Genomic DNA, 17,250 nt, shown 5'->3' with positions numbered 1-17,250 from the left:
CTGAGCTCAGGAGGTGCCCATGCACGAATTCGAACTCTCCATCAGTGGCATGACCTGCGTGGCCTGCGCCGGTCGGGTCGAGCGCGCCCTGCGGAAGGTGCCGGCGGTCAGCACGGCCGGCGTCAACCTGGCCAGCGAAAAGGCCCGCGTCAGCGCGCCGGCCGACGCGGCGCCGGCGCTGGCCGAGGCGGTCAGCTCGGCTGGCTACCGGGTGGCCGAGGCCGAGCATGACCTGGCGCTGTCCGGCATGAGCTGCGCCAACTGCGCCGGGCGGATCGAAAAGGCCCTGCGTGCGGTGCCCGGGGTGCTGGCCGCCGAGGTCAACCTGGCTAGCGAAAGAGCCCGGGTCAAGACCCTGGCCGCGGTCGAGACGCACGCGCTGATCGCCGCGGTGGAAGCCGCCGGCTACGGCGCCCAGGATCGCCGCGCCGAAGACGAGCGTTCAGCGCCGGCCCGTCAAGGCTGGTCCTGGGAACGTCTGGAGCTGGCCCTGGCGCTGCTGCTGGCCGCGCCACTGATCCTGCCCATGCTGCTGACGCCCTTCGGCTGGCACCCGATGCCGCCCGCCTGGCTGCAATTCCTGCTGGCGACGCCGGTGCAGTTCCTGGCCGGCGCGCGCTTCTATCGCGGTGCCTGGCATGCCCTGCGCGCCCGCAGCGGCAACATGGATGTGCTGGTCACCCTAGGCACCAGCGCCGCCTTTGGCCTGAGCCTCTACCTCTGGCTGGTCAAGGGCAGCCCGCACCTCTACTTCGAGACGGCGGCCATGGTCATCGCCCTGGTGCGCCTGGGCAAATACCTGGAGACCAGCGCCAAGCGCCGTACCGGCGCGGCCCTGCGCGCCCTGGAAGCCCTGCGCCCGGAAAGTGCCCGGCGCCTCGATGCGGCCGGCCAGGAAGAAGAGGTCGCCCTGAATCGCCTGCGCCTGGGTGATCGCCTGCAGCTCCGTCCGGGCGAACGCATCCCGGCCGATGGCCGCATCCTGCAGGGTGAAAGCCAGGTGGACGAAGCCCTGCTCACCGGCGAAAGCCGCCCGGTCGCCAAGGGTCCCGGCGACGAGGTGGTGGGGGGCGCCATCAATGGCGAGGGCAATCTGCAGATCGAGGTCACTGCCCTGGGTGGAGAGACGGTGCTGGCCGGTATCATTCGCCTGGTGGAAGACGCCCAGGCCACCAAGGCACCCATCCAGCAGCTGGTGGATCGCATCAGCCAGGTGTTCGTCCCGGTGGTGGTGACCCTGGCCCTGGTCACCCTGCTCGGCTGGCTGCTGAGCGGCCACGCCCTGGAACCCAGTCTGCTCGCCGCCGTGGCGGTACTGGTCATCGCCTGCCCCTGCGCCCTCGGGCTGGCCACACCCGCCGCCCTGATGGCCGGTACCGGGGTGGCGGCGCGCCACGGCATCCTGATCAAGGACGCCGAGACCCTGGAATGCGCCCAGGGCATCACTACCGTGGTCTTCGACAAGACCGGCACCCTGACCGCCGGCCAGTTGCGCCTGCGCCAGCTGGCCACGGCACCCGGCATCGAGGAAGCCGAATTGCTGAGCCTGGCCGGCAGTCTGCAACGCGGCAGCGAGCATCCCCTGGCCGCGGCGGTGCTCCGGGCCTGTCGCGACCGCGGCCTGGACACCCCACCCGCCCGGGACGTGCGCGCCCTGCCCGGCCGTGGCCTCCAGGGTATTTGGCAGGAGCGCTCCCTGCTGCTGGGCAATGCGCGACTCATGGCCGAACAACAGCTGGCCGCCGGCCCCCTGGCCGACGCCGCGCGCGCCTGGGAAGACCAGGGGCTGACCCTGTCCTGGCTGCTGGAAAGCGGCGGCCAGCCGCGGGTGCTGGGGCTGCTGGCCTTTGGCGACGAGATCCGTCCGGGTGCTGCCGAGGCCATCGCCCGGTTGCGCCGGGACGGCATCGACAGCTGGCTGCTGACCGGTGACAACCGCGGCAGCGCCCGCCAGGTGGCCGCGGCCCTGGGCATCGAGCAGTGGGAGGCCGAGGTGTTGCCCGCCGACAAGGCCGCCATGGTGGCCCGTCTGCAAGCGACCAGGGGCGGTGTCGCCATGGTCGGCGACGGCCTCAACGACGCCCCGGCGCTGGCCGCCGCCGAGCTGGGCATCGCCATGGGCTCGGGCACCGCGGCCGCTCGCCACGCGGCCGGCATCACCCTGCTGCAGGAGGACCCGCGCCAGGTGGTGGCGGCGCTGGACATCGCCCGGCGCACCCAGCGCAAGATCCGCCAGAATCTGTTCTGGGCCTTCGTCTACAATGTCATCGGCCTGCCGCTGGCCGCCCTGGGTCTGCTCGATCCGGTCTATGCCGGCGCCGCCATGGCCTTTTCCAGCGTCAGTGTCCTGGCCAATGCCCTGCTGCTCGGTCGCTGGCGCCCGTCCGGGGATCTTCCGTCATGAACATCGGTCAAGCCGCCAAGGCCAGTGGCCTCACCGCCAAGATGCTGCGCTACTACGAGCGCATCGGCCTGCTGGCGCCCGCCGGTCGTACCGACAGCGGCTATCGCCAGTACGGCGCGGAAGACCTGCGGGTACTGGCCTTCGTCCGCCGCTCGCGGGAGCTGGGCTTCAGCCTGGAAGAGATTCGCCAGCTGCTCAGCCTCTGGCAGGATCGACAGCGCGCCAGTGCCGACGTCAAGGCGCTGGCCAAGCGGCACATCGCCGAGCTGGATCTGAAGATCGCCGAATTGACCCGCCTGCGCAGCACGCTGGGCGAGCTGGTGTCCTGTTGCCATGGCGACGCCAGCCCCGAATGCCCGATCCTCGATACCCTCGGCGGCTGACGCAACCGCTGCCGCCCGGTGGGGTCCATCGCTTATCCCCCGCTGCCGAGGTACCCCCATGCAGACCCTGCACCGCTACCAGATCCGCTATCGCCTCAATGGCGAGCCCCTCACCCACGAGCTGGAGAGCTTCGAGCCGGTCACCGAAGAGGAAGCCGTGCTGCAGTTGCTGATCAAGCACGTCGAGGACCCCCAGGTGGTGGTCGACGCGCCCTGGGAACGCCATGCCCAGCCGAGCATCGTCCGCCGCGCCCAGGAAGCCGGGCTGAGCGATATCGAGGTCAGCCAGCGGGACTGACGGCCGGCCCAGGCGGGTGGCTTTGCGCTATAATTCCGCGCTTTTGCCCCCTTCGCCGGAGACCTTCATGACCCTGCCTCGCCTGCGCCTCAAAGCCAATGCCGACCGCCGTCTGCGCGCCGGGCACCTCTGGGTGTACAGCAACGAGGTGGATGTCGTCGCCACCCCGCTCACCGCCTTCGAGCCGGGCGACCAGGCCATCCTGGAAACCACCAGTGGCAAGCCACTGGGCCTGGTGGCGCTGTCGCCCAACAACCTGATCTGTGCCCGCCTGTTCTCTCGCGACACCGGCTACCTGCTGGACAAGTCGCTGCTGGTGCATCGCTTCAAGGTCGCCCTGAGCCTGCGCGAGCGGCTGTTCGGCAGCCACTGCTATCGCCTGGTCTACGGCGATTCGGATTTCCTGCCCGGCCTGGTGGTGGATCGCTTCAACGACATCCTGGTGGTACAGATCGCCTCCGCCACCATGGAGCGCCAGCGCGACGCCATCCTCGCCGCCCTGCTGCAGGTGTTCAAGCCCCAGGGCGTGCTGTGGAAGAACGACGGCAGCGCCCGCGCGGCCGAAGGCCTCTCCAGCTACGTGGAAGTGGCCTACGGTGAGGTCCCCGACTGGGTGGCGCTGGAAGAGAACGGCGTGCGCTTCGAGGCCCCGGTCCGCGAAGGCCAGAAGACCGGCTGGTTCTATGACCATCGCCTGAATCGTGCGCGCCTGGCGCCCTATGTCGAAGGCAAGCGGGTGCTCGACCTGTTCAGCTACATCGGCGGCTGGGGGGTCCAAGCCGCGGCCTTCGGTGCCAGCGAGGTCATGTGCGTGGACGCCTCGGGCTTCGCCCTCGACGGCGTGGAGCGCAACGCCACCCTCAATGGCCTGGCGGAAAAGCTGGTGTGCGTCGAGGGCGATGTCTTCGAGGCGCTCAAGGAACTCAAGGCCGGCGAAGAGAAATTCGACGTCATCGTGGCCGACCCGCCGGCTTTCATCAAAAAGCGCAAGGACCTGAAGAACGGCGAGGCCGCCTATCGCCGCCTCAACGAACAGGCCATGCGCCTGCTGAACAAGGATGGCATCCTGGTCAGCGCCTCCTGCTCAATGCACCTGCCCGAAGACGACCTGCAGAACATCCTGCTCGGCAGTGCCCGCCATCTGGATCGCAACCTGCAGATCCTCGAACGCGGTGCCCAGGGCCCGGATCACCCGGTACACCCGGCCATCCCGGAGACTCGCTACATCAAGAGCCTCACCTGCCGGCTGCTGCCCAGCTAAGGCGCCAGGCAAAGAAAAAGCCGGACAGCGTCCGGCTTTTTCTTGTCTCGAATGCCTCAGCTCAGGGCGCGAATCAACTCATCCTTCTTCATCCGTGAGCGACCACGGACATTCTGTTCGGCGGCCTTCTTCACCAACTCGTCGCGGGTCATGTCGCTAAGCGAGGTGCTGCCGTTACGCGAACGCCGTACCGACGCCCGCTCGCTGTTGGGCGACTGGCCCTGCTTGGTCGCCACCGCACGCCGCGCGGAGTCCTTGCGATCCGCGCTTTTGGCGGTACCGCTCTTGGTCTTGCCGGAGCCGCTCTTTTCGCCACCGCCGGACTGCTTGTTCACCGTCGCCCAGGCCCGCGCTTCGGCTTCATCCTTGGAGACGCCTTTCTTCTCGTAGCTCTCCTCGATGTGCTCGGCCTTGAGTGCTTGCTTGTCGCTGTACTTGGACTTGTCGCCGCGGGGCATGGCAGTCTCCTGGCTAGTCTTCCGCCTTGATGGTGGCCACGTCAGCCGCCTTCACCCGCACATGACGACCCGCCACATCGGTGAATTCGTAGAAGCCGTCGGCCGTCTTGGTGTTGGGACGATCTTCGGTGATGTACTGGCTACCGTCCTGCAGGGTCACCACCGTCTCGGTGGAGCAAGCTGCCAGACCCAGCAGGGTCATGGCCAGCAATCCACCACTCAACAGGCGCTTCATGGCGCTTCCGGCGCGACGCGATGGATGGACACATCGTGCAGCGCCACCAGCGCCTGCCCGGACTCGATGTCGGCCAGGTGGAAGCGCTCGTCGTTGATCGCATCCAGGTGCCGGCAGGCCAGCTCGCGGACCACGTCGGTGATGGGTACGTCCAGGTTGCTGATACGGTCGGTGTAGCTTTCGCCCAGCAACTTGTAGTGGATTTCGTAATGGCTATCGGTGTCGTCACGCATGAGAGGTCTCCGCGAAAAGGCTGCCCGACTCGGGTTATTTCTATAGAGCCCGGGCAACCAGAGCGGTTCTTTTCCGCCCGTCAGACGCCGCCGAACGGTCGTCTGTCTAGTACCCCGAAAGGCTCTAGCTCAACGCCCGGCCCGCATCTGCTGCAGGAGCGGCACGCACTGGGTGCCCTGCTCGTTGCTGGGTGCGACCAGCGCCAGCAGACCAGCGGCAGGCGCCGCGAAGGTCGCCAGCAGCGCCGCCACGGCACCCCGGGCTGCCAGCGGCAGTGCCTTCACGCCCGGTGACGGATTCTTCAGGGAGCCACGTACATAGAGCGGCGAGCGCAGCGAGAAAATGCGCAGGCCCTTGCTGTGGGGATCGACGGTGAGATCCAGTCGTTCGCTCGCCAGGTTGATGGTGCCGGTGATGTTGATCAGGGCGTTCTCGGTATCGAGCACGAAGACCTGGGGCTGCACCAGGCCCTTCTTGAAATCGAGATCGGCGACCGCGCAATTGATCTCCACCTCGTCATCGCCGAACAACCGATCGACCAGGTAGTTGCCGACGTTGAGGCCGGCCAGCTCCATCAGGCTGCGGCTGATCCGGCCGTCGTTCATCAGCAGCTTGAGTTCGCCGTTGCTGGTGCCGAGCAGCGCCGCCACCGAGTTGCCGGTGCCACTCAGGGTGGCATCGCCATTGAGTTCGCCCATGCTGCGCTTCATGGCCTCCACGGTGGGGAACAGCTGGTTCAACTTGACCCGGCGCACGTGCAGATCGACCCGCCCCTGTAGCGGCGTCTTGTCACCCTCCAGGCGCACCGTGGTGTTCAGGTCGCCCCCGGCCACGCCAAAGCGCAGGGGATCGAGCAGCAGCACCCCATCGGTCAGGCGCACGTGGGTATTCAGATCGGTGATCGGCAGCTGCGCGTTCTGCACGATGCGCTTGCCGGTGAAACGTACGTCGGCATCCATGGCGCGCCAGCGCTCGGTGCGGAATTCGGAGACCGGCAGCGCCTTGTCCACCGGCTGCTTGCTGGTCTCGCCCCTGGCCGCCTGCTGCTCCTTGGTATCGGCGCCGATCAGCGGCGCCAGGTCCTCGAACAACAGCTGATCGGAGCGCAGGGTGCCACTGAGCTTGGGTCGTGGCTTGCCGCCGGTGAACAGCACCTCGCCATGCAGGTCACTCTTGCCGACCCGGCCATTGAAGTCTTCATAGCTGAAGCGGGCGCCGGCCGGATCGTTGAGCTTGACCGTGAGATGGCCATCGGTGGCATAGGACGCCGTCTCCGGCAGGGTGACCCCGGTCAGCGGATAGAGCTGCGCCAGGCTCTTGCCTTCCAGCACCAGATGCAGATCCAGGGCGCCCAGGCGCCGCGGATCGGTCAAGGTGCCAAAGACCTGGGCGCGGGTCTCGCCCGCCCGGGCATCGAGCTGGATGGGGAAAGGCACATCGGCGTCCTGCAAGGCCAGCAGTCCACCGATCTGGCCACGGCCACTGATCGGCACCTGCTTGTAGCTGCCCTCCACCGCCAGGGCGAACTGGAAGGGCTGGGTCTGCTTGACGCTGGAGCGCTGGCGCGAGGTGCCCTGCTTGCCCACCAGATCGGCATAGGCGATGGGGGCGTCCAGGGAAGTGATCCGCGCCCGCAGCCGGGTAGCGGTCTGGGCATCGTCGAAGCCGACCTGGCCGGCGTCGAAGCCGATGGTGCCGATGTCCACGGTCCAGGCCGAGGGTTCGGCCTTGGGGTCCTTCTCGGCGGTCTCGAAGGTCCAGCTGTTGCGGCCATCGGCCAGCCGCTGGGCATTGACCACCGGACCGGTGAGGTCGATGCGCGGGATATAGACCTGCTTGGCCAGCAGCGCCAGCGGCGAGATCCGCAACTGCACCCGGTCGAGGTGGACGAATATCTTGTCCTTGGCCCAGTCCGGGTTGCCCAGGGTCAGGTCCTCGGCGGCGATGTGCGGCCAGGGAATCCAGGCGCGCCAGCCGCCCTGATCCGGCTCGCGGTGCCAGACCACACCCAGGTTGCCCTTGATGGCGAAGGGTCGGTGCAAGGCGCTCGACACCTGCTCGTTGAGGGTCGGCTTGAGCCGATTCCAGTCGAAGGTGGCCAGCACCACCGCCAGCAGGACGAACAGCAGCAGGATGATTCCCAGCAGCCAGGCGAGGATCTTGCGTGGGCGCGTCATGGCCGCCTCCTTGGATTTCCGTTCCCTCTTGGGTCTACTCAGCGCAGCGGGGTTCCCTGGATAGCGCTCGGAGCCTGTTCAAAGGCTCGCGAGCTAGAGGCAAACAAGGCCTAGGCGGCCCCGCGAAAACACCTGAGGAAGCGGATCTGACTCGCGCTCGAGTTTACGAATGGTAAATGAGCATTGCGACGGGGCCGCCCAGGCCGGGCTGGCGACCCAGGGCTTTTCAACGCCGTTTGGCCGACGCGCAGCAGCCTTTGAACAAGCGCCTAGGGCTTGCGCTGACGCAGCGCTAGCAGCGCCACCGCCACTCCGATCAGGGTCAGCAGCAGCAGGCTGCCGCGCAGGCCCACCTGCCCCGCCACGGCGCCGATCAGCGGCGGACCGAGCAAGAAACCGAGATAGCCGGCCGTGGCGGTCATGGCGATGCCCGCCGCCGGCGTCTCGGCTACCTGGCCGGCGGCGCTGAAGGCCGCCGGTACCACGTTGGACAGGCCCAGGCCGACCAGGGCGAAGCCGAGGATCGCGGTCCAGGGCGCCGGCAGGAGTACCGCCAGGGCCAGTCCCAGGGTCGCCAGCAGGGCACCGCCAACGATCACCTGGGGACCGCCGAAGCGGCCGCGTATGCCGTCGCCGAACAGCCGACCCACCAGCATGGTCAGCGAAAAGGCCGCATAGCCCAGGGTCGCCACCACCGGACTCGCCCCGCCCACCTGGCCCAGGTAGACGGCGCTCCAGTCGGTCATGGCCCCCTCCAGCATCAGGCAGCCCAGGGCGATCAACCCCAGCGCCAGGACCCGCCGATCCGGCAGCCGCAGGGCGTGGCTCACCGGACTGCGATCGCCTTCGTCCAAGGCCAGGGCGGCGGGCAAGGCCAGCACCAGCGCCACCAGGGCAGCGGCCAGCAGCACCGCCAGCGCCGAGGCGCCCAGGTGCAGCACCAGTGCCCCCAGGCCGGCGCCGAGAAATCCGCCCAGGCTGAAGGCGGCATGGAAGGACGACATCAGCGGGCCGTTCCAGCGGCTTTCGACATCGCTGGCATGGGCGTTCATGGCCACGTCGATCAGGCCATTGCTGGCACCGAGCAGCAGCGCGCAAGGCAGCAGCCAGCCCAGGGACGGCGCCACCCCGGGCCAGATCAGCACCAGCCCGAAGGCCAGGATACTCAGCCGGGTGAGGCGTCCGGTACCGCCCAGGCGCGGCACCAGCACCCCGGCGAAGGGCATGGTCAGCAGGGCGCCGAGGGCGACCGCCAGCAGCACCAGACTCAACTGGCCGTCGCCCAGCGCCAGATCGCGCTTGAGTTCGGGAATGGCGGCCGCCCAGCCACCGATTCCGCAACCATTGGCGAGAAAGACGGTAGAGGTGGCGCGGCGTTGGCGACGCAGTACGGCAGAGGTCATGGGAATCCTTGGGCGAGAGATCAGCGGTCGCTGGCGAGCGAATGCAGGTGCAGGCCGGCGTCGCGATAGGGCTGCAGGCGCTCCTCGCTCAACCCCGGCTCCAGCACCAGGTGGTTCAGCTGATCGAGCCGGAGCACATGATAGAAGGCCACGCTGTCGAGCTTCTCGGCGGTCACCGCGACAGCGACCTGGCTGCTCTGTTCGGCCACGGCCGCCTTGAACTCGGCTTCTTCCAGGTCGAAGCCGGTCACCCCGGTTTCTACCGCCAGGGCGCAGGTGCCGAGAAAGGCCAGGTCCGCGCGCACGCCGCGCAGATCGCGCAGCGCCCGGGCGCCCAGGCAGGCGCCGGACTTCGGCGCAGCCAGGCCGCCGATCATCAGCACCCGGATGCCCGGCCGCTGCAGCAGCGCCGTGGCGATCACCGGCGCATTGGTGGCCACGGTCAGGTCGAGATCCATGGGCAACGCCTGGGCGATGGCCAGGTTGGTCGAGCCGGCATCGAGCAACAGCAATTGCCCCCGTTGCACCAGCCCGGCCGCGGCCCGCCCCAGTGTCTGCTTGGCCGCCTCGTCCTGACCGATACGCGCCGGCAGCGCCTCCGGCGGCGTCAGCAGCGAGAGCGCCCCACCATACACCCGGCGGCACAGGCCCTGACGGGCCAGTTCGCGCAGGTCGCGGCGCACGCTGTCTTCGGAAATGCCCCAGGTCGCGGCCAGTTCGGCCGAGAGGACCCGGCCCTGTTCGCGCAGCAGGGCCAGGATCGCGGCCTGGCGTTCTTCGGGAAGGTGAATGGCAGTCATCGCTAATACTCCAAAAGGACCAGCAGATCATGCACAATCATTTATAAACGTGCAACATCATGCAGCGGATGAGGCCTTGTCCCGCGCATCCAGCCAGCGACCGCCAAAGACATTGATCAACAGGCCGAGCATGACCGCCAGGCCACCCACTTCCTGCTGGAGAGTCATCTGCTCACCCAGCAACACGGCGGCCGAGGTCAGCCCCACCACCGGCACCAGCAGGGAAAAGGGCGCCACCTGGCCGGCCGGATAGCGTGACAGCAGGCGACTCCAGATACCGTAGCCGACCAGGGTGGCGATAAAGGCCAGGTAGACGATGGCGAAGACCGAACCGCCCGACAGCGAGGTCAGCGCCGTGGCAATCTGCTCGGGACCTTCCAGGAGCAGCGACAGGACGAAGAAGGGGATGGGCGGAATCAGGCTGCCCCAGACCACCAGGCCGAGCATGTCCACCTTGCCGATCTTCTTGGTGACGATGTTGCCCAGCCCCCACATGGCCGCCGCCGCCAGGGTCAGCAGGAAACCGGCCAGGGTCATGGTGACGCCATGCTCGGTACCGATCAGCAGTAGGCCCAGCGCCGCCACCAGCAGCCCGACCAGACTCGCCCGGCGCACCTTCTCACCGAGAAAGGTCGCCGCGAATGCCAGGGTGAAGAAGGCCTGGGCCTGCAATACCAGCGAGGCCAGCCCCGCCGGCATGCCCACGTACATGGCCGAGAACAGGAAGGCGAACTGTCCCAGGGAAATGGTCAGGCCGTAGGCCAGCAGCAGCCGCCAGGACACCTGGGGACGCCGCACGAAGAGGATGGCCGGAAAGGCCGCCAGACAGAATCTCAGGGTACCCAGCAGCATGGGCGGCACGCCATGCAGGCCGAGTTTGATGACGACGAAGTTCACCCCCCAGGCCAGGATGACGACCAGTGCCAGCAACAGATCCCGGGGTGCCATCGACAACTCCTTGAGCGTGTTCAGATAGATAGGCGGCTACCCTACTCCTTTGCGTCCGCGCTGCGGCGTCACAGTTGCCCACAAATTCGGCCAGTCACTCTGCACAGAAAGGAAAACCGCAGCCTGGGCTGCGGTTCGTCGGGATCAGGCGCTGCGCTTGTCGCGCAGGGGGTCATGGCCCCAGTTCATCAACGACTTGCGCCAGCGCGAGTCTTCGATGTCACCGTCCGGTCGCTGCTTGAGATGGCGATGCACATAGCCGATGACCTTGCGCATGGCCTGGTAGTCGTCGTCTTCCAGCTCGGCCTGGCGCTTGCCCTTGAGCTCGAGGATGCGCTCACCCATGGCATGACCGACCGCCTTGCCATCGTTGGCGGCCTTGACCTTCTTGCCACCCTTGGTCATGCCCACGCCCTTGCTGGTATCGCCGCTGAGCCATTTGCGCAACTGGCTCGGGGTCATGTTGACCACCTGCTTGAACTCGCTGCGCACCTCCTTCTTGTCGTCCTTCTTGTCGTCGTTGGAAGCCTTCTTGGTGCTCATTTTTCACCTGCCTTTTGCAACGCCTTCACCAGTTCGTCTTTCTTCATGCGCGACCGGCCCCGCACCTCGCGGCGCGCCGCACGTTTCATCAGCTCGTCCTTGGTCAGACCGGCCAGGCCCGACTCGCGCGCCGACGCCGCCTTGCGCGCCACATCGGCCGGCTGCTTGGAGTGCTGCTTGCCGCGGCGCGTGTCACGGCGCTTCTTGGCGGTGGTGCGCTGGTACTCTTCCTTGCTCAGGGAGTCCCGGGCCTTTTCCGGCAGATAGCGTTCGCCGGTCTCCTCGGACTGCCTGCCGGAGCGGGTGTCCCACTTCTCGTCGGTCCACTGCTGCAGATGATTGTCCTTGCCCTTGCCGCCCTGGTATTCACCACCGCGCTTCTGGTACTCCTGGGAAGCCAGTTGCGCCTTGCGCGCCGACCATTGCCCAGGCTTGCCGCCCTTGTCGCCCTCGGTAATCTCTTTCTTCACCTTTTCCCAGAGCTCGGGATCGCTCTTCTTGGCTGTCGCACTCATGGCTCACCTCAGGTTGGGGGTCGCTGCAGTCGCTGTCTCTAGGATGACTGTCCAACCGAAACGGGGGTTCGCGTCAGGCGACGAATGCCCCTACCCTGCGTCTTCCGGTATCCAGAGAAAGCCATGTCCCTTGCCACCCTGCTCCGCCGCCGCCTGATCCCGCTGCTCTTCGTCACCCTGCTGGTGGGGGTCGGGGTCCCCTATGGCTGTTCCGAGCTGGCCTATCGCGAACGCCAGTGGGTGTTCAGTATCGAACCCGGCACCGCCAGCTGGTTCACCGGCGTGCCGGAAGGCGTCCGCCAGTTCAATCTGCCGGTCCCCGACGGCCTGACCGGCACCGACTACCTGCACGCCTGGTGGTGGCCCGCCCGCCGTCCGGACGCGCCCACCCTGCTCTATCTGCATGGCACCCGCTGGAATCTCACCGCCCAGGTCCGGCGCATCGCCACCCTGCGGCAACTCGGCTATTCGGTACTGGCCATCGACTATCGCGGCTTCGGCGAAAGCCCTGGCGACGTCCCGTCGGAGCGCAGCGTCTACCAGGATGCCCGCATCGCCTGGAAGCACCTGCAGAGCCTGCAGCCCGATCCCCGCAAGAGATACCTCTACGGTCACTCCCTGGGCGGCGCCGTAGCGGTGGACCTGGCCTGGCGCATCGCCCGCGACGGAGATCCCACCGGTAGCTATCCCGCCGCGGCCGGTCTGATTATCGAGTCCACTTTCACCACCCTGGCCGATGCCGCCTCGGCCGTGGTCGACACGCGCTTTCCCCTGCGCTGGCTGATGTCGGAGAAATTCGATTCCCTGGACAAGATCCCGGACATCCATATCCCCGTGCTCATCGTCCACGGCGGCGATGATCGCTATGTCCCTCCCCGCTTCAGCGAAGCCCTCTATGCGGCAGCTCGGCCGCCCAAGCGCCTGCTGTTGATCCCCGGCGGAACCCATTCCAACAGCATGGTGATAGGCACGCGCGACTATGCCGCCGCCTTGCGCGAACTGTTCGGCGACGCGCACCTGAGCGAAGTGGAGAAGCCGGAATCATCGACGGGAGGCTAGAGACCTTTTGAAAGGCATCGACGGCGCTGATAGTCACTATCTGGCCAGTCTATTTTTTTCAGGCGGTCCTGCTCGGGATACTGAACGCACTCCAGCACAGTTTCCCCAGAGGACACCATCATGAACCTGCGTATCGCCTTCGGTTTCGCCCTGACCGCCCTGGCCCTGAACACCTTCGCCCAGGACTTCGCCTTCACCCCGAGCGCTGCCACCCAGATCGCCGAGGAATCCAGCCAACGCCCATTGGGCCAGTTGATCAAGCAACAGCAGCAGCGCCTGCAGCAACGCACCCTGGCCGAAGAATCCGGTCTGCGGCCGCTGGGTGAGGTCATCAAGCAGCAGCAACGCCAGCTGCAGGAACGCCGGATCGCCGAGGAATCCAGCCTGCGCCCCCTGGGTCAGGTGATCGAAGACCAGCAGCAGCGTCTCGGTGGCGATGAAGTGGCCGAAGAATCCAGCCAGCACCCCATGGGTCGGCTGATCGACCGCCAGCAGCAGCGCCTGCAGGGTGACGTCCTGGCCGAAAACGGTTCGGCCCAGACCCTCGACCGCCTGATCGAGGCCGGCCAGACCCGCCAGGCCTAAGCGCTACCCGCTCCTTCTTGCCCGGCCTTGCGCCGGGCTCGCTCAATGGATCTTCTCGCTACCCGGCCCAATGCTGGCAGGGGCCTCCACCACCATCTCCTGCGGCACCTCGTCGATGCGCGGATCCAACGCCGTCGCCATCGGACTCACCGAATCCGGCATGGCCACGTGGTGCAGCGGTGCCGCGTCCAGCCGGTGCTCGCCACTGACGAAACGGGGCTGCACGAAGACGATCAGGATCAGCGCATAGGCCGAGGTCAGCACATAGAAGGTGCCGGGGCCGAAATGCTCCATGGCCGCGCCGGCCAGCAGTGGCCCGATGCAGGCACCGACGCCATAGGTGGTCAGCAGCATCGCCGACAACTCCACTCGCCGCTCGGGCTCGACGTGGTCGTTGGCGAAGGCCGTGGCCAGCGGATAGAGGGTGAACAGCAGCATCCCCGAGACGAAGCCCGCGGCCAGCAGCCACGGATAGGGCAAGCTGATCAGCCCCCACAGGGGCACCGCCGCCAGGCACAGCAACACCGCATTGGCGCGAATCAGCTTGCAGCGATCGAGACGATCCGACAGCCAGCCCAGCGGCCACTGGGCGCAGAAACCCGCGACGATGCACAACCCGACATAGAAGCTCGATTGCGCCGTATCCAGGCCACTGCGACTGGCGAATACCGGCGCCAGGCCATAGAAGCCGCCTACCAGCAGACCCGCGGTGAAGATGGTCACCAGCGACTGGGGTACCCGCTGCCAGAAGAAACGGATCTCCAGCGGCGCCGCCACCAGCTTCGCCGGGTGCACCCGGCGGGTCATGGCCAGGGGAATCAGGCAGGAGGCGAAGCAGATGGCGACCAGCAGCAGCGGCTTGTAGTCGAGTTGCGGATGCCAGGCCAACAGCGCCTGGCCGATCACCAGCCCCAGGTCCACCGCCACCATGTAGCCGGCGAACACCTTGCCGCGCTGATGATTCTCCGCCTGCTCATTGAGCCAGCTCTCGATCACCATGTACTGATTCATCATCACCACGCCCATGACGAACCTCAGCGCGATCCAGACGTTCAGGTCATCGATCAGGGCGTGAATGAGCACCGTGACCGTCGCCGCACCGGCGCAGGCCACATAGGAACGGATATGGCCGACACTGGCGATCAGGCGATGACCGAACTTGCCACCGCAGACCAGTCCGAAATAGTAGGCCGCCATCAAGGCGCCGGTCCACAGGTCCCCCGCCCCTTCTCCGGTAAGTCTCAGACCGATATAGGTGGTGAAGAGGCCGGAGCCGGCCAACATGAGGAGGGTGGCGAAATAGAGTGCAGGAAAGGTAACGAGAGGGCTGAACATCAGGGATCACATGAAAAGAAGCGGAAAGCCAGAACGGACCAGCCGGAGCTGATCGTCGGGACTACGGAAGGAAAAGTGGGGGGAGAGAGCGCCGGAGATCACTCCGGCTCTTGGCGCCTGTTGGTCTCGGTACGCTGGCGCTGCCGCCATTGATCCAGATAGACCACCTGGCCGTGCTCGGGCTTGGCCTGATAGGCAGGAGCCGAAGCCACCACCGAATCCGCGGTTGGGCGCTCAACCTCGGGCACCACGAAAGGCGCGAACTCGACCTTGGCCAGGGCCTTGCCGAACAGGGCCAGAGAGGCATCGAGCCGCTCCTCGCCCGTCACGGTGAATTCGAAGGCGAACAACCGCGCCAGGCGCTTGCGCCCCTTGGCATCGGCCAGCCAGCGAAAGCGGGAAAAAGCCACGGCACCATCGAGCAGCATGACCTTGCGGCGACGACACTCCTGCTCGGCCAGCACCAGCGCTCGTTCGCGAATGCCGTGGGCGTGCCAGAACCACAGACCAATGCCGACTGCGCCCAGCAACAGGCAGAGATTACCTAGCGTCAGCATCTTCGCTCCTCATCGAAGGGTACCGCCGTCACTGACGCCGTGCAGCGTCACCAGATGCCGTCTCGTTCAACAGGCGAATGTTTTCACGCTCGCCTTTGTACAGCGCCAGAGGGGCGATTTCCTTACCCAGCAACGGCACCTGCTGTTGGTGCCATATGTAGTAGAAAACGTTCAGTACCACCAATAGCAGAAACAACCAACGCATCATTCGTTCTCGAGCGGACACGCCAAAGCCAATCCAGCAAACACCATATCGGGCACGATTCGCGCGCCCGGAACGACATGTTTGACCAGTTCCGCGTCACCCCCGGTCAGAAAGATCTCGCAGCCTTCGGCGAACATTTCCTGAGCCAGTTCGTACTGGGTACGGACGAATCCCTTGAGCATGTAGAGACACCCACGCTCCACGGCCTCGATGGTCGTGCGTCCCGGCGCCTCGTAGCGTTCACCACTGGCCCAATGTGGATCGTAGCGGATCCGACGGGTATGGGTCTGCAGTTCCCGACGCATCAACGGAATCCCCGGACAGATGAACCCTCCCTGGTGCTCGCCCTGGGCATCGACCAGATCGGCCGTGACCGCGGTGCCCAGATCCAGGACCACGCAAGCCTTGCCCTCGGCGAGCTGTACCGCGGCCAGGATCACCAGCCAGCGATCCATGCCCAGGCGCTGATGATCACGATAGCCATTGCGCACGCCATTCCAGGCCTCTACCGGCACGGCCTGGTAACAGGGGATACCGAAGGTCGCGGTCAGCAACTCCTTGAGCTGCTGGGTCTCTTCATCGCTGCGCACGCTGACCAGACGACAAGCCGCCAGTGGCGGTGTATCCGGCTGGGACAACGCAGCCACCAGGGCATCGTCGCTGTCGACGATGCCCGTAGCGGCCACTTCGGCGCCGGCGGCGAGCAGCCGCCACTTGATCAGGCTGTTACCGCAATCGAGTTCAAGAATCATGATCTAGGCTCAGGCTCAATTCGCCACCGCTGAACGCCTGTGTCTGACCGTCTACATGCATGAGGATAGCCCCATCTTCGGCAACTCCTGCCACTGTGCCCTGAATACAGCGAACCCCCGAAGACAGGGTTACCGCTCGACCTTGCCAGCCATGATAACGCTCCCATTCGCCGCGCAGGGCGGCGAATCCAGCCTGGCGGTGAATCTGCCACAGGTTGTCGATCTCCCGGAGCAGCAGGCTGGCAACCTGGTTGCGATCCTGCAGACCGCCCAGTGCTTCGGCCATGGAGATCCAGGGTTGATCGATGTTGTCGGCCAGACGCATGTTGACGTTAATACCGATGCCGATGACGGCCTGGCAAACGTCCTGCGGATCACCCGACAATTCGATGAGGATGCCGGCTAGCTTGCGGCCACGCACCAGGACGTCGTTGGGCCACTTCAAGCAGGCATCCTCGACGCCCAGCTGTTGCAGCGTGCGAATGACCGCCAGGCCCATGGTCAGGCTCAGGGCCTGCAGCTTCTGGATCCCGCCCGGGCTGGAGACCACGGCGGTGAGATAGAGATTCTTGCCATAGGGACTGACCCAGGCACGACCGCGACGGCCGCGGCCGGCCTGCTGATGCTCGGCCAGCAAGGCGAATGGAGGCAACTGCTGTTGCAAACGACGTTGCGCTTCCGCATTGGTGGAGTCGATGGAGCCCAGGACCGTTACCGGCCAGCCGCCCTCCTCGGCGATCCGCTCGGCATCGAGCAGCGACAGCGGCTCTTCCAGGCGGTAGCCCCGGCCCGGCACCTTGAACACTTCGACGCCCAGGTCATCTTCCAGCATCTTCAGACGCTTCCAGATGGCACTTCTGGAGATGCCCAAGGCCTCACCAAGCTCGACGCCGGAATGAAATTTTCCATCACTCAGCAGTTTCAGCAACGGCATTCCCGGACTCCGTTCGACTTTCTTCCGCCCCAAAGACAACACCCCCGCCAGAATGAACTGAGCGGGGGTGCTGGGTGTTAGGCGCTTGACGATGACCTACTCTCACATGGGGAAACCCCACACTACCATCGGCGATGCATCGTTTCACTTCTGAGTTCGGGAAG

20 protein-coding genes are annotated in these 17,250 nt (G+C 66.1%); 6 read left to right on the top strand and 14 right to left on the bottom strand.

Annotated elements, in window-relative coordinates; all coding sequences use genetic code 11:
* Positions 1-19: 19 nt before the first annotated feature.
* The 4 genes from RCF34_RS21480 (at position 20) to RCF34_RS21465 (ending at position 4,346) form a co-directional block, all read left to right on the top strand.
* A complete protein-coding gene (locus RCF34_RS21480) occupies positions 20-2,404 on the top strand; it encodes a heavy metal translocating P-type ATPase (protein WP_308710007.1) in 2,385 nt (794 codons plus the stop codon).
* Positions 2,401-2,787, top strand: a complete 387-nt coding sequence (gene cueR / locus RCF34_RS21475) for a Cu(I)-responsive transcriptional regulator (protein ID WP_007162594.1) — start codon at positions 2,401-2,403, stop codon at positions 2,785-2,787. Before RCF34_RS21480 ends, cueR begins: the two co-directional genes overlap by 4 nt.
* A gap of 58 nt (positions 2,788-2,845) precedes the next feature.
* Positions 2,846-3,085, top strand: a complete 240-nt coding sequence (locus RCF34_RS21470; protein ID WP_308710006.1) for a hypothetical protein — start codon at positions 2,846-2,848, stop codon at positions 3,083-3,085.
* A gap of 67 nt (positions 3,086-3,152) precedes the next feature.
* Positions 3,153-4,346 carry a class I SAM-dependent rRNA methyltransferase gene (locus RCF34_RS21465; RefSeq protein WP_133862863.1) on the top strand — a complete coding sequence of 398 codons (1,194 nt, stop codon included), beginning with the start codon at positions 3,153-3,155 and terminating at the stop codon, positions 4,344-4,346.
* Positions 4,347-4,402: 56 nt separating this feature from the next.
* Here the strand turns inward: RCF34_RS21465 and RCF34_RS21460 are convergent, their stop codons facing one another.
* From RCF34_RS21460 to RCF34_RS21420, 9 genes are all read right to left on the bottom strand, one after another.
* The gene (locus RCF34_RS21460) at positions 4,403-4,804 is read right to left on the bottom strand and encodes a Rho termination factor N-terminal domain-containing protein (protein ID WP_308710005.1); all 402 of its coding nucleotides are present in this window, start codon (positions 4,802-4,804) and stop codon (positions 4,403-4,405) included.
* Positions 4,805-4,817: 13 nt separating this feature from the next.
* Positions 4,818-5,039, bottom strand: coding sequence for a YgdI/YgdR family lipoprotein (locus RCF34_RS21455; RefSeq protein WP_183631489.1), 222 nt, complete (start codon positions 5,037-5,039; stop codon positions 4,818-4,820).
* Positions 5,036-5,272 carry a hypothetical protein gene (locus tag RCF34_RS21450; protein ID WP_133862860.1) on the bottom strand — a complete coding sequence of 79 codons (237 nt, stop codon included), beginning with the start codon at positions 5,270-5,272 and terminating at the stop codon, positions 5,036-5,038. The genes RCF34_RS21455 and RCF34_RS21450 overlap by 4 nt, the downstream gene beginning before the upstream one ends.
* A 129-nt stretch (positions 5,273-5,401) precedes the next feature.
* Positions 5,402-7,450, bottom strand: coding sequence for an AsmA family protein (locus tag RCF34_RS21445; protein ID WP_308710004.1), 2,049 nt, complete (start codon positions 7,448-7,450; stop codon positions 5,402-5,404).
* 269 nt (positions 7,451-7,719) lie between these two features.
* Positions 7,720-8,853, bottom strand: a complete 1,134-nt coding sequence (locus RCF34_RS21440; protein WP_308710003.1) for an MFS transporter — start codon at positions 8,851-8,853, stop codon at positions 7,720-7,722.
* Positions 8,854-8,873: 20 nt separating this feature from the next.
* Positions 8,874-9,653: a DeoR/GlpR family DNA-binding transcription regulator gene (locus RCF34_RS21435; RefSeq protein ID WP_308710002.1), complete on the bottom strand. Its 780-nt coding sequence runs from the start codon at positions 9,651-9,653 to the stop codon at positions 8,874-8,876.
* A 57-nt stretch (positions 9,654-9,710) separates the two neighbouring features.
* Positions 9,711-10,601: an EamA family transporter gene (locus RCF34_RS21430; RefSeq protein WP_308710001.1), complete on the bottom strand. Its 891-nt coding sequence runs from the start codon at positions 10,599-10,601 to the stop codon at positions 9,711-9,713.
* 144 nt (positions 10,602-10,745) lie between these two features.
* Entirely contained in the window at positions 10,746-11,144 is a 399-nt protein-coding gene (locus tag RCF34_RS21425; protein ID WP_308710000.1) for a DUF3140 domain-containing protein, read from the bottom strand.
* Entirely contained in the window at positions 11,141-11,659 is a 519-nt protein-coding gene (locus RCF34_RS21420) for a hypothetical protein (RefSeq protein WP_308709999.1), read from the bottom strand. Before RCF34_RS21420 ends, RCF34_RS21425 begins: the two co-directional genes overlap by 4 nt.
* A 123-nt stretch (positions 11,660-11,782) precedes the next feature.
* Here RCF34_RS21420 and RCF34_RS21415 point away from each other — a divergent pair, with 123 nt between their 5' ends.
* Together RCF34_RS21415 and RCF34_RS21410 are read left to right on the top strand one after the other, a co-directional pair.
* Complete coding sequence (locus tag RCF34_RS21415) at positions 11,783-12,718, top strand: alpha/beta fold hydrolase (RefSeq protein WP_308709998.1); 936 nt, start codon at positions 11,783-11,785, stop codon at positions 12,716-12,718.
* Between the two features lie 120 nt (positions 12,719-12,838).
* On the top strand, positions 12,839-13,303 hold the full coding sequence (locus tag RCF34_RS21410) for a hypothetical protein (protein WP_308709997.1): 465 nt from the start codon (positions 12,839-12,841) through the stop codon (positions 13,301-13,303).
* A 42-nt stretch (positions 13,304-13,345) separates the two neighbouring features.
* Here the strand turns inward: RCF34_RS21410 and RCF34_RS21405 are convergent, their stop codons facing one another.
* The 5 genes from RCF34_RS21405 to birA form a co-directional block, all read right to left on the bottom strand.
* Positions 13,346-14,638, bottom strand: coding sequence for an MFS transporter (locus RCF34_RS21405; RefSeq protein ID WP_308709996.1), 1,293 nt, complete (start codon positions 14,636-14,638; stop codon positions 13,346-13,348).
* 98 nt (positions 14,639-14,736) lie between these two features.
* Positions 14,737-15,195 (bottom strand): DUF3301 domain-containing protein, encoded by a 459-nt coding sequence (locus RCF34_RS21400; protein WP_308709995.1) that lies wholly within the window; start codon positions 15,193-15,195, stop codon positions 14,737-14,739.
* Positions 15,196-15,223: 28 nt separating this feature from the next.
* Positions 15,224-15,403, bottom strand: coding sequence for a hypothetical protein (locus RCF34_RS21395; protein WP_037006863.1), 180 nt, complete (start codon positions 15,401-15,403; stop codon positions 15,224-15,226).
* Complete coding sequence (locus RCF34_RS21390; protein WP_308709994.1) at positions 15,400-16,152, bottom strand: type III pantothenate kinase; 753 nt, start codon at positions 16,150-16,152, stop codon at positions 15,400-15,402. The genes RCF34_RS21395 and RCF34_RS21390 overlap by 4 nt, the downstream gene beginning before the upstream one ends.
* The gene (birA, locus tag RCF34_RS21385; protein WP_308709993.1) at positions 16,142-17,086 is read right to left on the bottom strand and encodes a bifunctional biotin--[acetyl-CoA-carboxylase] ligase/biotin operon repressor BirA; all 945 of its coding nucleotides are present in this window, start codon (positions 17,084-17,086) and stop codon (positions 16,142-16,144) included. Before birA ends, RCF34_RS21390 begins: the two co-directional genes overlap by 11 nt.
* Positions 17,087-17,250: the final 164 nt, after the last annotated feature.

The organism is Pseudomonas sp. 102515 (assembly GCF_031085165.1).
Classification (GTDB): Bacteria; Pseudomonadota; Gammaproteobacteria; order Pseudomonadales; family Pseudomonadaceae; genus Chryseomonas.
The sequence above is the reverse complement of the archived record's forward strand: the minus strand, read 5'-3'. Positions and strand labels throughout refer to the sequence as shown.

Bases quoted from the DNA above. Each gene is read 5' to 3' on its own strand.
- RCF34_RS21480 (WP_308710007.1), top strand. From the start codon at position 20: ATGCACGAATTCGAACTCTCCATCAGTGGCATGACCTGCGTGGCCTGC.
- cueR (WP_007162594.1), top strand. From the start codon at position 2,401: ATGAACATCGGTCAAGCCGCCAAGGCCAGTGGCCTCACCGCCAAGATG.
- RCF34_RS21470 (WP_308710006.1), top strand. From the start codon at position 2,846: ATGCAGACCCTGCACCGCTACCAGATCCGCTATCGCCTCAATGGCGAG.
- RCF34_RS21465 (WP_133862863.1), top strand. From the start codon at position 3,153: ATGACCCTGCCTCGCCTGCGCCTCAAAGCCAATGCCGACCGCCGTCTG.
- RCF34_RS21460 (WP_308710005.1), bottom strand. From the start codon at position 4,804: ATGCCCCGCGGCGACAAGTCCAAGTACAGCGACAAGCAAGCACTCAAG.
- RCF34_RS21455 (WP_183631489.1), bottom strand. From the start codon at position 5,039: ATGAAGCGCCTGTTGAGTGGTGGATTGCTGGCCATGACCCTGCTGGGT.
- RCF34_RS21450 (WP_133862860.1), bottom strand. From the start codon at position 5,272: ATGCGTGACGACACCGATAGCCATTACGAAATCCACTACAAGTTGCTG.
- RCF34_RS21445 (WP_308710004.1), bottom strand. From the start codon at position 7,450: ATGACGCGCCCACGCAAGATCCTCGCCTGGCTGCTGGGAATCATCCTG.
- RCF34_RS21440 (WP_308710003.1), bottom strand. From the start codon at position 8,853: ATGACCTCTGCCGTACTGCGTCGCCAACGCCGCGCCACCTCTACCGTC.
- RCF34_RS21435 (WP_308710002.1), bottom strand. From the start codon at position 9,653: ATGACTGCCATTCACCTTCCCGAAGAACGCCAGGCCGCGATCCTGGCC.
- RCF34_RS21430 (WP_308710001.1), bottom strand. From the start codon at position 10,601: ATGGCACCCCGGGATCTGTTGCTGGCACTGGTCGTCATCCTGGCCTGG.
- RCF34_RS21425 (WP_308710000.1), bottom strand. From the start codon at position 11,144: ATGAGCACCAAGAAGGCTTCCAACGACGACAAGAAGGACGACAAGAAG.
- RCF34_RS21420 (WP_308709999.1), bottom strand. From the start codon at position 11,659: ATGAGTGCGACAGCCAAGAAGAGCGATCCCGAGCTCTGGGAAAAGGTG.
- RCF34_RS21415 (WP_308709998.1), top strand. From the start codon at position 11,783: ATGTCCCTTGCCACCCTGCTCCGCCGCCGCCTGATCCCGCTGCTCTTC.
- RCF34_RS21410 (WP_308709997.1), top strand. From the start codon at position 12,839: ATGAACCTGCGTATCGCCTTCGGTTTCGCCCTGACCGCCCTGGCCCTG.
- RCF34_RS21405 (WP_308709996.1), bottom strand. From the start codon at position 14,638: ATGTTCAGCCCTCTCGTTACCTTTCCTGCACTCTATTTCGCCACCCTC.
- RCF34_RS21400 (WP_308709995.1), bottom strand. From the start codon at position 15,195: ATGCTGACGCTAGGTAATCTCTGCCTGTTGCTGGGCGCAGTCGGCATT.
- RCF34_RS21395 (WP_037006863.1), bottom strand. From the start codon at position 15,403: ATGATGCGTTGGTTGTTTCTGCTATTGGTGGTACTGAACGTTTTCTAC.
- RCF34_RS21390 (WP_308709994.1), bottom strand. From the start codon at position 16,152: ATGATTCTTGAACTCGATTGCGGTAACAGCCTGATCAAGTGGCGGCTG.
- birA (WP_308709993.1), bottom strand. From the start codon at position 17,086: ATGCCGTTGCTGAAACTGCTGAGTGATGGAAAATTTCATTCCGGCGTC.